Origin of the sequence: Tunturiibacter gelidiferens, assembly GCF_013410115.1 — a bacterium.
GTDB lineage: Bacteria > Acidobacteriota > Terriglobia > Terriglobales > Acidobacteriaceae > Edaphobacter > Edaphobacter gelidiferens.
Map to the genome: position 1 here is coordinate 1683196 of NZ_JACCCV010000001.1, position 13695 is coordinate 1696890.

Sequence of the window (13695 nt, forward strand, 5' to 3'; positions counted from 1 at the left end):
CTGGCGTGGACTATGACGCGGCAATGTGTGGAGACCTGCTAACTATCCTTCAAGCACTGGAGCCTCAGCAAGGTACCGACGTTTCTCGGAACGGACAGAGAATTCGTTCATCGGCCTTGTCTCTTCATTAACCAGTTCAACTTAATCTTTTGCCGAAACAAAACACGTTGGTAGGGACCGTGGTTGACGTCACTTCGGACGTAATAAAGGTAAGGAGTGTCCGTGATCGTCATAAAGTTCGAATCTGTCGATCTCGGATCAATCAGAGAAAAGTACGCATAAGACCAATTGCCTTCAGGCTCCCGCCGGAGCATCTGGTTCATAGTCAGAGCGAGTGCGGGCTTGCTCCAGTGCACAAAGTCCGGCGATGTCGTGAAGTACACCCCCGGGGGACCATACGCGGTCTCTACTGGCGTGAACTGTGTCCCAATAAACAGATGCGTTGCCGGGTAGTAGTTGAATCCTGTTAAGAACTCGATATTCGGCGCTTGGGGGCAGAGATGCGCTGAGGAATTCGCTATCGGGCCGCGATACGGATCTGCGAAGGCTACATTGAATCCTTTGCCATCCCAACCCCGCCACGAGGATGGATCGAGAATATTCGCCGTGCGAACCGGGCAGGTGCCTCCGGGATTCAGACACGGCTTCTGCCCTTTTCCGCTACCGCAGTTGGGCGGCCACGGCCAGCCACTCATCGCGGTATAGTACCAGTTGCCAACCTTGACGATGTTGGCGTCGACGCTGACACCTTCCGGCCCCTGGTTGACCTGGTACTTGTAGGGAAGGCTCAGGAAATAGTTCTCCGGCGGCTTGGGACGAGTAAAGTGATAGCCGCCGTCTTCCGACAGATTGAATGTCTGCACGTTATACCAGCAGGTAATGGTGTCGGTCTTACCGGCGCACTGACCATGCTCCCAGCCGTGGTATTCCATATGCCCCAGTGCCACAATCTGCTTACCATCCACGTTGTAGAAAGAATTCAACCATGTGTAATCGTTGAAGTCTGCGATATTTCCGTCCTTCGGGGATTGATAGACAATCTGACAGTTGTGCTTCACGGTCTCAAGCGTTGGCCCAAGCCCCGCTCGCGTCACATAGTGTGACGCGATCAGATGGATCGTTCCTCTGTAGTCGCGGAAGGCTCTGGCCGCGGCATCCGGAATATCGATTTGCTCGCAAGAGTCCTTCCTGGTGTCGAAAGCCGCGACGGAAGGGCCATCGAGAAAGTCTGGCGTAGGCGGATCGGGTGGCCATCTGGGAGCAGGTAGCTTGAAATTTCCCGACCCGGCAAGCAGGGTGTTCTCCACGTTGCCCGCGATAGCGATTCCATGTGCAAAGAGCGCTTTGCTCTGAAAGCTCCTAAGGAGTTGGTTGGGCAACGCGATTCGAAACCTGTGTCGGCCCCCATCTGCGTCGTGGCACTCATGGTCTACGGCCGGTTCGTTTGGCAGGTTTGCTGCGTCTGCGGTGACAAATGTTCCCGGTGGCTTGTCGTTTGCGCCGTGTTCAGCATAGATATGAACCTCGATGGAGTTCCGCTGTCCCTCTTGGCACGCCCATCCGTGAACGTAATACTGGTCTCCCTCAAACCCAACCCCATCGATAACTCCAATCACGGGGCCTGCATGGGCGTTCTGAGCCTGCATCGCGGGAGAGTTGAACGCAAAATGAATCCCTACGATCGCAACAGCAATAAACAGCCGATACAGCTTCAACTTGCGTGCAGCAACATGCATAGCAGCGCCTCGGTTTCTACGAACGGCATGAATCGAAATCGGCCCATCGCACCCTTCAATCATCACAGGCTTGCGAAAAGCTCAGTAATGAAGACCCTAAAAGCACACCAGAGTTTCCAGCCAAATGCTGCAACTCGGGCAGAGTGTGCTCGAACGGCTTCTTGGCGTCGCAATCCTCACCTGACGATAGATCGCCGATCCACTCATCAAAGTAGGCTTCATCTTTGCGAGCATGTTGATGGAATTGAGGAAGACCGCTGCTCGTGCACGGCATAGGTTCTGTCTGAGAATCACTGCTATCTTTCAAGATAGTGAGGCAGAAGGCTGATCCTTTTAGTCGTTTGGGAACCTGGCCAACAGGCTGCCACCGCCGGATTCCGATCCGTCCTTGCAATCCTGGAAGGATGTATAGTCTGTCGGCTGATAACTGGTATGGTCTTTGACCAGCTTTGCGGATGTATCGATGGACCAGCCAAGCACGCTCACATGCAGCGATGCCAGCAACCGCATGAGCGCAAGCGATAGCTCTGGTGTGCTGGGGCCAGCGCAGCCGCCGTTGGGCGTTGCGTTCCACTCCGTCGTGATCATGGGAACCTGCGCGGCGCTCAGGCTGAAGTGTTTGCGCCAGTATTCCTGCGGGTCGAGATGAGCTTCGTTGCGCATGGGGTCGAGGTAGGGATGGACGGCCATTGCCATGCGATTGGGCAGGCGATCATGGACCAGAGGAAAGAGATCGTTGGTCCACTGCGCATAGCCCAGGCCATCCAGAAGCAGGATGTTCGTCGCGCCCAGCGAACGCACTTCATCGATGAGCGCTTGCATATCCTGCGCCCAGATCTGGTGGCTGCCTGCCTTGTTCCAATCCAGCTTAGGCTCGTTGAATAGCTCGAACATAACTCCCGGATCATGGACAAATCCAGGCGCCAGCGACTGCCACGCGCGCGTTGTGCCATCGTCCGGCATGCCCGCCATGTTCTGCAGTCCGCCACTATCTCCCCAACTCATCGAGCAGATGACGACAAAACCGGCTGCGCGCGCCTGCTTGATGGCTCCAGTCAGCTCGGTCAAATATGCGCGGTCGTAGATGGAGGAGTGGGGATCAAGCGCGGCCTGACTGATCTGGAAGCGAATCACGCTGCCTCCCAGAACGCTCTTGATCGCGGCAAACTCAGCAGGGCCCCACCATTCCCGCCCCGGATTGTTGCTCTCATCATTCATCCACTTGGGGGCGGACGGAATAAACTTCGGCCGAACAAAAGCGGCGACGTTAACACCCTTGGGCAGCCAGGGCTTGCCATCCAGATAGAAGTCCTTGCCTTTGATCGTGACGTCTTGGACAGCCACGGCAGGAAGAGAAAATAGTAAGGACACAAGGAGCGCAACATATCTCATCACGTTTTTCCTCAGTTGTTTGGGAAGTTGGCGAGCAGCTTGCCGGCACCGGAGAAGACCGGAGGCGTCGGCTGACCTTTGGGCGTGTGCGGGCACCCATGCCAGTTCTGGTAATCGGTTGGCTCAAAGTGCAAATGATCCTTCACCAGCTTTCCATGATCGGAATCGATGGCCCAGCCAACCAGTCCGATATGTAGCCGTTGCAGATAGCGCACTAACGCTAGAGCAATCTCCGGCGTTCGATCATCCACGCAACCATTGGTGTCGGTGGCGTTCCACTCGGTGGCGAGGATCGGATACCTGCCAGCATCCTTGCCAAAATGATTTTCAAAGTACGTCTCGGGTGGCGTGGATGGCTCCTTGCTCAAGCCGTTGAAATAGGGATGGACGGCCATCGCAAGACGGTTGGGGATGGAATCGTGCAAGAGAGGAAACAGCCCGTTGGTCGATTGACTGAAACTCAGGCCGTCCGCCAACAGGATATTCCTGGCTCCCATACTCCGGAACATGTCGATCAGGGTCTGCATCTCGCCTGCCCACTCCTTGCGTCCCTGATCCCAGTTGTCCCGGCAGGGCTCGTTGAACAGTTCGAAGATCACCCCCGGATCGTTGATGAGCGAAGGTGCAAGCGCCTTCCAGGCCCGCGCCGTACTGTCGCTCGGCATGCAAGGCAGATTGGGGATGCCGTTCTCGGCCTGCGCGTCCATAGACACAACGAGGACGAAACCGGCATCTCTCGCCTCCTTGAACCCCGCAAGCACTTCGTCACGGTAGGCCGCCGAATAGATCGGCGATTGCGGATCCAGCCCCGGCTGACTGACAGTAAAACGGATCATCTTGCTGCCAAAGACCGTCTTGATTGCACTCATTTCGGCAGGTCCCCAATCACTGCGCACTTGCTTCGCCAGCTGTTGCAACGAGGCAGACTCATAATTTCCAATGGGGCGATTGAACGCCTCAACGTCGATGCCCTTCGGCAACCACGGCTTGCCGTCCAGATAAAACTCTCTGCCCTTAAGAGTGACATCCTCGGATGCAAGGACGGTTGGCGGAACCAGAAATGCTAGGACTGCAACCAAGCGTCTGCGCTTCTTCATGAACCCAAAATCTCCTCTGAACTTCGATGAGCCGAAGATTGCCTTTTACAACCCTTATAGCAAAGAAGAAGTTGCGGTCATCTCGTCCATGCCATCAGGGAGTGTACCCGACGCACAATCTCCCTGAATCATCTCCAGAAGCGTTTACGCACCTCATCGACTACTACTTTCAAGGGCTGTACGGTATCCACTAGGCGGGTTCTCTACACTGAAGTGAACTTAAATCAGTGTCAAGTCGCCGATGCTTGGTTCCAAGCTGTTCGGTCATGGAAACGTGGTGCGCCCTGTTTGCGGCATTGTAGAATCGACTCAGTATTCGCCGCCCCGGGACGTTCATCATACACAGTGAGCATTATGGAGTTCCGTAACGGCAAGGTCGTGCATGAGGCACAGTATTTCGCGGATAGATCTCTTCAAGGCGCCGCCTTGGCGGAGCCAATGGGTTCAGAGGATCGTGTGACGAGGAATTCAGGCGGGTCTGCCTCAGTTGGTGATAAACCACCAGCAACGAGTGTGCAAAGCCGTTTGCGCGGGGAAGTGTCACATCGCAATGCCAGTCACTGTTTGAGGTCGTAGCCGAGGAGTGCCTCGCGTTTGCCCATGCCGTTGCAGTTCTCGTCATTTGCTGCAAAGTGGGCGTGCTCGGCGTCGGAGTAGCAGCGATAAAGCGGCTGCGTGTCGGGCTGAGCTGTGGAATAGACGAATCCTGCGCTGCGCAGTCGCTGGTAGTCCTGCGTTTCGCAAACGCCCTTTTGAATGAGAATGCGGTCGGGATGACCGAGCGACCTACTGAGACATTCTTCGAGCTCAACGGTGGGTTTGGCAGGATCTGCCGCAGTCATCATGTAGCCAAGCTGGGCGACAAGGCGGTAAGAAGTGTAGTTGCCAGGCACGGGAGCAATGGTGGTCCAATGGTCATGGTGGGTCGCGTCGTACCAGTGCGTGAGCATTTCAGCCACTACGGGTTCGCTCGGTGAGCGGGACCAGGAGATATCGACCGGACGGAAAATCAGATAGCGCTTGTCGAAGCCCTCGCCAGGGTTAAGGTACATGTAAGCGAGTAGCCAATGGTCACCGAGCTGATTAAGACCAGTTTGTGCGTCGATGACAACAGGATAAGAGACAAGTTCCAGGCCGTCTTTGCGCCCCCAGTCGCCACCCGCAGTTAACATGAGAGGTTGAGAAAAAGCTGGCTTGAAGTGCAGGCGATCCGCGGACACCTGAAGCCCCATGCCTCCGTGGGCCCAGTTGAGACTGATGGTCTGATGCGTTGTGGTCCAATAAGCGACGCCCAGCCCATCGACGGGGCTTGATTTGCCACCAACTCCCGGCTCGGACCAGGCGCCGTTGAAAAACTTCTTCCACTGGCCGGGGCCGGGGTTGGTGGAAGGCGCACGCGCAATGAACGTGTAACCGCCATTCCAGGATTGCCCGCCGTTGCGAAGGCAATACGCATAGTCATAACCGTCCTGCCCCTTCACTGTGGCAGGACAACTATCACCTGTACTTTTACCGGCGGCGGGCGGGTCAGTACCAGCGATGACCGGTCCTTCAATCTTCCAGGTAAGCCCATAGTCGGCGGAGGTAGCAATGGTCATGGAGGAATGTGTCTGGCCCTTTGCGTAGTTGCAGGCGGTTTCATTGTGAACCCAGCCGTACAGTGTCTTGCCTTCGAGTTCGACGTGCTGGATCCATTGACCGCAAGAGGATGGGCTGCCCGGTAGCCCCGGTTTCAGGACTTTGACCCCTGGGCTGCTCATTTCGTAGGGATGATGGCCGTCAACCGCCCATGTATCTCCAGTTCCTGTAAAGCCGCGAAAGCGCCCATCGGGAAGTCGGGTTTCCGTAAACCAATTGTCAGCGACATCGCCAGAGGGCCCACGAGCAACCAGAGGCGTTCCCACGCGGACCCGAATCTTGTCATTCACACCTGCGACAATCTCCTGCGCGCGCACCGGTACGGGCAGGAGTGCGAGAACCGCCAAGGTTCCAAGAAGAGCGTGAATCGCATTTTGCTCTTTCTTCTTCATGAGCTTGCTTAGACCCGATGGAGTGAAGTAAGTTTTTGCGCCGTATGTAAAGCCTAGGTGAAAGGAGATGTGATGTATACGCAGGCCGACCGGCGCAACTTGGATGTAAGCGGGCCGTCACTCTCAAATGACGCATCATCGCCAATGCACTCACCAAAGAGCTGAATGGTACCAAGATGTCGTAAACATCGGTTAGGATAGTGCCCACAATTCTCAGGTGCTATCAGATTGGATACGACTCATACGCCGCTCTTCCAACTGCACCCGAGATTTCTTCAATTCGTTGGCAATCACCTTTTCATCAGGGAGCACCATCTGGTATTCGGCGGCGAGAACTTTATTGGGTAGACTGTCGAGAGCATAATGAGCCTCCGCTGTGCCCTTTTCTGCACAAAGAATCAATCCCACCGGAGGGTTCTCTCCCTCTTTCATCCAGTGCTCGCGTGCGTAGTTCAAGTAGAGGTGCATCTGTCCGGCATCCGCGTAGCTGAACCTGCCCACTTTGAGATCGATGACAACCAAGCAACGGAGCCGACGATGGAAGAAAAGGAGATCTATTCGGAACCAGGTGTCGTCAATGCGAAGCCTCTTCTGCCTGCCCAGAAACGCGAAGTCGTCTCCTAGTTCTAGCAGGAAATCGGTGAGGTGTTGGATGAGCGCCGCTTCAAGGTCCGTCTCAGAATACTCGTCCTTGAGGCCAAGGAATTCGAGCACGAACGGATCTTTGATGGCTTGCTCAGGTGTAACGGTATCGCCGGATTCGGCGGTCTCCGCCTTTTGAAGCATGGCGGCCTTGTTTTTAGAAAGTGCGATGCGTTCGTAAAACTGGCTGCCAATCTGCCGGTCGAGCTGACGAATTGACCAGCCGGAACGAAGAGCTTCGGTCTCGTAGAACGCACGAGTCTCCAGATTCCGCACCGAGAGCAGCCGGACGTATGCCGACCAGGGTAAAGGGAACTTTTGAGCCAGTTCAGGAAGAGGGACAGATTTTGCAGACGGTGTCTGCAAAATCTTCGAGGCGGGTCAAGCGAGGAAGAACGCCCGCATTTGTGTGAGGTTGCGCCACCCAAAGCCCCGCCCGAAACGTGGCTCCAGATCTTCGGCGAGTTGCTTGATAAGGGCCTCGCCGTATTCCGCCCGCTCCTGCCCCTGTTGTTCGGATTCCACGATGCGGCGTCCGATCTCCCAATAGGCGGCAGTCATCAGTGCATTCACGCTTCGAGCGGAAGCGGTTCTGGCAGCCTGGAGCAGTGCGACAATATCGTTACGGATTTCGCCGTATTGGAGGGTGTCCATGTCGTCTCTAAGGTTACGTTCTGTCCATCGGTGAATGGAAATGATGGTGAGCTGCTCCCGCCACAAGCGCAGCCCACGGCCCGAAAAGTTTGTGTCAAAGTTTGTGTCAAAGGCCGCCCAGAAGGCCGGTTTTGCCGGTTTATAACTGCTTTACCGTCAATAACTTATGGTTTTGCCATTTCCATGGCATGGAAGAGGAACCAAGCAAAACCAGTTGGGAAAATCAATGATTTAGCGGCCGTTCCCTTTCGCACTTGCAACCAATGCAACCAGTGCTGGGCGACTAAAGAAGGTTGCCCTCCGTGTGTGGAAGAGGTCAAACGACACGATTTCCTACCCTCGTTACATATTCATTGCCACCTCAAATTCTAGAGAAGACTCTATGGGTTGGCAGCAGCTTCCATTTGGCTCCAAACTGGATGAAGAGGGAATTGCCCTCAGTTCATTGCTGATGGATAACAAAGTCATCTGCACACGCTCGGAAATTTCCTGCATGTAGACATCTGCAGTTGTTGACGCAGACGAGTGCCGAAGTATGCCCTGGATGTCTCTAACCGAGCCCATCGTTTGAGCGAGTGTTGCAATCGAACGACGAATGACCTGGAACGTCAGCTTAGGCAATTTCAATTCGGCAGCCAGTTTGTGTAATACCTGTTTGCGGAATCTGTCTGCATCAATAAAGTTTTCCCTGCTATTCGAGAAAATAAACGTATCAGGAGTAGGTGTTGGACATTGCTGTTTCCAAAACAGTAGTGCCTTGGCTAACTCCTGAGTGATATGGATCACTCCCATGCTCTTTGGCGTTTTACCCCATGGACGAATTTTCCCTTTATATACTGTCTCACTCAACGTTATGGTCAGCTTTTCATAGTTGAAACTTTGCCACTTGAGAGCAAACATTTCACTGGGCCGCAATGCATTCGTCATACCAAGCTCTAATAGCAGACGATCACGGGGACCCAAGCGAGAGAGAACTTCTCTGAGCTGTTCCCAGGTCAAAAGTTGTTTTATCAACCCCGCGTAGCTGTGTCGGAACTCGGAGCCTTCGCGCTGGATCCTTCGCAAGAAATCCCTGCTCCTCTGCCTCTGCAAAAATATCGCGCAGATATGCGTGAATTTGAAGGACACGATCTCTGGATCTTTCTTTGGCCAAATTATGCAGATGAATCTGCAGGCGAAATTTATCGAAGCTCTTCAACGAGATAGCGTCAAAGCTATCGATTAGGTCACGCTCGATGAGAAGTTTCTTGACCTTGGCGGTCTCAACCCTCCACATTCCTTCTTTCAGAGGAAGAAAGCGATTGCGAACAAACCATCCGAAAGTTACCGAACTGTCGATCCAAACTCCTTCCTCATAGCGTGCTCCTGTTTGTTTGAAGAGGTGGAAATCCAGGATCTCTCGTGCTTCTGCCTTGTTCATGTGAGCCTGGAATCCCAGGATCACCGTGGCGGTCATGCGTCTTTGTTCGTTTGTTGTCGGATCAATCACTGTCTTGCGGAAATATCCATACCACTTCTTCCCGCGGAGCTCGATCCAGCCTCTTTGGCGTGACTTTCTCATTTGTCCCTCGATTGTTTAGTGGGGGGACGCTGATTGGGTCAGCAATCATTCTATTGAGCGGCGAGCCTCTGACTCTGACCTCTGCTGTGACAGTTACGCTAACTGGTTGTATCTAAATAATTTAATGGGCGTTGATGGCTAACTACGGCACCCAAAGACATTCAAAAACACGGGGAAAAACGCGAATCCCAAATTTCAGCACCCTCGCCAGCACCCTCGCAAATTGAACGTGCCGAGATTCAGACCTCTGCCGTGCAGCGACAGAGCTCTGGACTACGGCAGAGGTCCAGTCCAAATCGATCTTTTTCAAATTTTTAGGGTGCGGAAGGGTGCTCAAGCACCCTCGCGACGTTCCAAGTTTCAGCGAATCTGATGCCTACGGCGTCTGTTCCTGCCTATCGAGCCTATCTCGCACCGCTGGCAAATCGTCTCAGCGTTGCCGAGACATTTTATTGGGCGTCTTCGACCGGGCGTGCATGAAAGCCTGTGGCCCCCTGCCCAAAATACCGGTGTCTAAGCCAGAAGGCCACGTTGACCAAGCCGATCAACGCTGGCACCTCTATGAGTGGGCCCACGACACCGACGAACGCCTCTCCAGAGTTCAACCCAAAGACTGCCACCGCTACCGCAATAGCCAGCTCAAAGTTGTTACCGGCAGCCGTGAAGGAGAGGGTAGCCGATTGTGCATAATCCGCGCCAAGCCGCTTGCCCATCCAAAAGCTGACCAGAAACATAATGAGGAAATAGACGACCAGAGGAACAGCAATCTTCACTACATCAAGAGGCAGTCTCACAATGAGATCGCCTTTCAGCGAGAACATGACCAGAATTGTGAAGAGCAGCGCGACTAGCGTGAGCGGAGTCACCCGAGGAAGGAAGCGCGCCCGATACCATTCCTCCCCTTTGAGGCGAATGAGAAAGAACCGTGTCAGGAATCCGGCGACAAATGGAACACCGAGATAAAGGCCGACGCTCTTCGCAATCTGGTCGATTCCGATTTTGACAATGCTCCCCTCAAGGCCAAACCACTTCGGGAGCACCGTAAGGAAAGCCCAGGCGTAGATACTGTAAAAAAGCACCTGAAAGACGCTGTTGATAGCGACCAGTCCGGCGACGTAATCCGTATCGCCTTCTGCAAGCTCATTCCAGACGAGGACCATCGCAATACAACGTGCAATGCCGATCAGGATGAGGCCGCGCATGTATGCCGGTTCATTGTGCAGGAAGACAACTGCCAGGAAGAACATGAGTGCCGGTCCGATGAACCAGTTTTGTATCAGCGACAGACCAAGTACGCGCTTGTTGCGGAAGACCTCGCCCAACTTCTCATATCGAACCTTCGCGAGTGGCGGGAACATCATGATGATGAGTCCGATGGCGATCGGAATATTGGTCGTGCCGGTCTGAAATCGATTGACGAAGGCCGCCGAATTGGGGATGAAGTGGCCGATGCTCACACCGACGGCCATTGCGAGGAATATCCAGAGCGTAAGAAAGCGATCCAGAAAAGATAGCTTCTTTCGTTGCGCGGGAGCGCATACACGTCCTTGCGTTATGGCTGTGGTCATATCTAGCAAGCCTCGCAGCACGGTTCCGTAATAGCCGTGGGGAGTGGAGCACCTTCGAGCGCGGGGTATTTCGACGGAGAGCAGCAAGCCTTGGTGAGACGCGCCTTATCTGCCTGCATAGACTTGTCTTCCTTCAACCAATCGAGGGTCTGTCGAAGGATTTGCGTTGCCCCGATGTGGGGCGGCATAACGATGCGGTAGTGCATCCACTTGCCTTCTCGGCGCACCGAGACGATGCCAGCCTTCCGCAGATACGCCAAATGCCTAGAGATTTTCGGCTGCGGGCCACCCAGGATTTCCACGAAGTAGCAGACGCAAACTTCCTGATCTCCCATGAGGTTGAGGAGCCGGATGCGGGTATTGTCTCCCAAAGCCTGAAAGAACTGCTGCATGTCGAATAGTTGCGCTCGCCTTGCCATAGAGAATGTATACGCCTTGACGAATACGAAAGCAAGAGATACATTCACATTGGCGAATATGTCCTCGGAGGTGGTTGCATGGCAGAACAGATTCTTGATTCCATTCGATCGAAGTACGGTGCAGTTGCACAGAGCACGCTATCGAGCGACGATGACGGTGTAAGGGCCGTTGCAGAAGCCTTTGGCTATTCGACAGAGGAACTAACCTCGATCCCAGCCGAGGCAAACATGGGCCTGTCTTGCGGCAATCCCGCGGCGACCGCGCACATTCGGCCCGGTGAGGTGGTAGTGGATCTCGGTTCCGGGGGCGGCCTCGATGTCTTTCTGGCGTCAAAGATGGTGGGGGCGCAGGGACGTGCAATCGGCATTGATATGACTCCGGCCATGATTGAGCGGGCCAGAGCGAACGCAATGGCGGGCGGCTATACCAATGTGGAGTTTTACCAGTCCACTATCGACCACATCCCGCTTCCCGATGCTTCTGTGGATTGCGTCATGTCGAATTGCGTCCTGAACCTCGCACCGGATAAGTCCGCTGTCTTCCGCGAGATTGCCCGTGTGCTCAAGCCTGGAGGCCGTGTTACCGTGAGTGACATAGCCTTGAAGGGCGAGCTACCGGAGGCCGTCGCTCGCAGCATGGCCGCCTATGTGGGCTGCATCGCTGGCGCGATCAAGATCGACGAATACCGTGCCGGTCTTCTCGCAGCAGGATTCGAGCATGTTGAGATCTTGGACAGTGGAGCGGACCTGAACGCTTACACCAAAGTGGAGAATCAGTCGGGTTGCTGTTCCCCCGCGATGGATGGAGAGTCCTGCTGTGCGCCCGCGCCAAATATAGCATCACTCCACACGGAACTGAATGATTTGCTGAAGAACCATGACATCAATGCCGCGGCCGCAAGTGTAAAGGTCTACGCCGTCAAGCCAAAAGCCACAGCGTCATCCCCTTGCTGTGGCCCGTCTTGCTGTGCGTAGGAGAGCATGATGCCACACTACAACGTATTGTTCTTATGCACCGGTAATTCTGCACGCTCGATCATAGCCGAGGCGATCATGAACCGCAAAGGCAGAGCCAACTTCACAGCTTATAGTGCAGGCAGCCACCCAGCAGGCATTGTTCGCCCCGAAGCGCTCAAGCAGATCGCGACTGCTGGACTCAGTACGGACGGGTTCTCCAGCAAGTCATGGGATGAATTTGCGAAACCCGATGCTCCCCAACTTCATTTCGTCTTCACTGTCTGCGACAACGCTGCCAAAGAAATATGCCCGGTTTGGCCGGGGCAGCCAATGACGGCCCACTGGGGAGTGCCCGATCCCGCTACAGCCGTGGGCAGGCCGGAAGAGATTGACCGCGCATTTCGTGACACCTTCTCCATCCTTGATCGGAGAATTGCTCTGTTTCTCTCTTTGCCGCTCTCGACACTTGACCAGCTTGCCTTGCAAAAGGAAATTGACAATATAGGACATCAGTAGAACCGTTCAACCGAAGGAGCTTGACCAGGGATGCGTACTTTCATTTTTGCCTGTATTCATAACGCTGGTCGTTCACAGATGTCGGCTGCCTTCTTCAACCAACTCGTCGATCCTGATTTGGCGCATGGTATTTCTGCTGGGACTCATCCCGCCGAACATGTTCATCCAGTAGTCGTGGACGCAATGCGCGAGGTGGGAATCGACCTCAGCAACGCGAAGCCTCAGAAGCTTACGGCAGAGTTGGCGAAAAATGCCGAAATGCTGGTCACGATGGGTTGCGGAGATGAGTGCCCCTACGTCCCTAGCCTCAGGCGTGACGATTGGCCGTTGCCCGATCCCAAGGGACAGGGAATAGAAATCGTGCGCCAAACTCGTGATGAGATCAAGCAGCGTGTTTTGAAGTTGCTGGCGCGGGAGCAGTTGAACACGATTCCAGCGTAGGTATGGCGATAGACTTAGTTGTGGCACAGTTCATCCAGACCGAAGCTCATTTCAATAACAGGACAGCCTGCTCCCCTCCTGCGACGATGACGGGTACGATTGCCTGGCTTCAGGGAATCACCTTGGTATGGATGTTGGTAGAGTGCGGAGTATCTCTCTACGGAGCTGTGACGGCGCACAGTTCGGCGCTGCTGGCATTTGGCGCTGACAGCTTTGTGGAACTGCTATCGGCGACGGTGGTTCTCTTAGCGCTTGTCCCATCATTTCCACTCACGAAAGACCGTGCCGCACGGTTGGCTGGAGTCCTGCTCTTTGTCCTTGCAGGAATAGTCGCACTCGTGACTGTCCTTTCACTCCTATACCGTGTCAAGCCGGAGACGAGTTGCAATGGTATTGCTATCACGTTTGCTGCCCTTATCGTGATGCCGATTCTGGCCTGGGCAAAGCGTAGAACCGCGCAACGGACAAACAACCGAGCCTTGGCTGCGGATGCGGTACAGTCCGCCACCTGTGCTTATCTAGCGCTGATAACTTTGGCGGGACTGGCTATCAATGCTGTCTGGCACATTAGTTGGGTGGATTCAGCAGCAGCCCTCCTGGCGTTGCCCATCTTGATAGTCGAGGGACGACGTGCTCTCCACGGCGAGAGTTGTGGCTGCTGCTGAACCTAGAACGGGCCAAA

General features: G+C 54.6%; 13 protein-coding genes and 1 pseudogene. 4 read left to right on the forward strand and 10 right to left on the reverse strand.

All coding sequences use genetic code 11. The annotated features are described in order from the left end of the window. Nucleotides 1-107 precede the first annotated feature (107 nt). The 10 genes and pseudogenes from HDF12_RS07090 to HDF12_RS07130 form a co-directional block, all read right to left on the reverse strand. Nucleotides 108-1736, reverse strand: coding sequence for a hypothetical protein (locus tag HDF12_RS07090; RefSeq protein WP_179581848.1), 1629 nt, complete (start codon nucleotides 1734-1736; stop codon nucleotides 108-110). 333 nt (nucleotides 1737-2069) lie between these two features. Beyond that, nucleotides 2070-3128 (reverse strand): cellulase family glycosylhydrolase, encoded by a 1059-nt coding sequence (locus tag HDF12_RS07095; RefSeq protein ID WP_179581849.1) that lies wholly within the window; start codon nucleotides 3126-3128, stop codon nucleotides 2070-2072. Between the two features lie 11 nt (nucleotides 3129-3139). Then, nucleotides 3140-4225 carry a cellulase family glycosylhydrolase gene (locus HDF12_RS07100; protein WP_179581850.1) on the reverse strand — a complete coding sequence of 362 codons (1086 nt, stop codon included), beginning with the start codon at nucleotides 4223-4225 and terminating at the stop codon, nucleotides 3140-3142. A gap of 557 nt (nucleotides 4226-4782) precedes the next feature. Beyond that, nucleotides 4783-6255, reverse strand: coding sequence for a hypothetical protein (locus tag HDF12_RS07105; protein WP_179581851.1), 1473 nt, complete (start codon nucleotides 6253-6255; stop codon nucleotides 4783-4785). A 213-nt stretch (nucleotides 6256-6468) separates the two neighbouring features. Next, nucleotides 6469-7041: a DUF1016 domain-containing protein gene (locus HDF12_RS23045; RefSeq protein ID WP_257025592.1), complete on the reverse strand. Its 573-nt coding sequence runs from the start codon at nucleotides 7039-7041 to the stop codon at nucleotides 6469-6471. A 39-nt stretch (nucleotides 7042-7080) separates the two neighbouring features. Further along, nucleotides 7081-7551: pseudogene (locus HDF12_RS23050) on the reverse strand (DUF1016 N-terminal domain-containing protein); the annotation flags it as partial. A gap of 342 nt (nucleotides 7552-7893) precedes the next feature. Continuing rightward, nucleotides 7894-8478 (reverse strand): tyrosine-type recombinase/integrase, encoded by a 585-nt coding sequence (locus tag HDF12_RS07115; protein WP_373563858.1) that lies wholly within the window; start codon nucleotides 8476-8478, stop codon nucleotides 7894-7896. 22 nt (nucleotides 8479-8500) lie between these two features. Then, nucleotides 8501-9112 (reverse strand): hypothetical protein, encoded by a 612-nt coding sequence (locus HDF12_RS07120; protein WP_179580181.1) that lies wholly within the window; start codon nucleotides 9110-9112, stop codon nucleotides 8501-8503. Nucleotides 9113-9561: 449 nt separating this feature from the next. Beyond that, nucleotides 9562-10680: an ACR3 family arsenite efflux transporter gene (arsB, locus tag HDF12_RS07125; protein ID WP_179581853.1), complete on the reverse strand. Its 1119-nt coding sequence runs from the start codon at nucleotides 10678-10680 to the stop codon at nucleotides 9562-9564. Nucleotides 10681-10682: 2 nt separating this feature from the next. Beyond that, entirely contained in the window at nucleotides 10683-11099 is a 417-nt protein-coding gene (locus HDF12_RS07130) for an ArsR/SmtB family transcription factor (RefSeq protein ID WP_179581854.1), read from the reverse strand. A gap of 78 nt (nucleotides 11100-11177) precedes the next feature. On the opposite strand from HDF12_RS07130, the gene arsM reads away from it, so the two are divergent. Genes arsM through HDF12_RS07150 form a run of 4 tightly spaced genes read left to right on the forward strand, consistent with a single transcriptional unit; the run spans nucleotide 11178 to nucleotide 13678 of the window. After that, nucleotides 11178-12074, forward strand: a complete 897-nt coding sequence (arsM, locus tag HDF12_RS07135; protein WP_179581855.1) for an arsenite methyltransferase — start codon at nucleotides 11178-11180, stop codon at nucleotides 12072-12074. Between the two features lie 6 nt (nucleotides 12075-12080). Next, the gene (locus HDF12_RS07140) at nucleotides 12081-12572 is read left to right on the forward strand and encodes an arsenate reductase ArsC (protein ID WP_179581856.1); all 492 of its coding nucleotides are present in this window, start codon (nucleotides 12081-12083) and stop codon (nucleotides 12570-12572) included. Between the two features lie 30 nt (nucleotides 12573-12602). Beyond that, nucleotides 12603-13013, forward strand: a complete 411-nt coding sequence (locus tag HDF12_RS07145; RefSeq protein WP_179581857.1) for an arsenate-mycothiol transferase ArsC — start codon at nucleotides 12603-12605, stop codon at nucleotides 13011-13013. A 2-nt stretch (nucleotides 13014-13015) separates the two neighbouring features. Next, nucleotides 13016-13678 (forward strand): cation diffusion facilitator family transporter, encoded by a 663-nt coding sequence (locus HDF12_RS07150; RefSeq protein ID WP_257025396.1) that lies wholly within the window; start codon nucleotides 13016-13018, stop codon nucleotides 13676-13678. Nucleotides 13679-13695 lie beyond the last annotated feature (17 nt).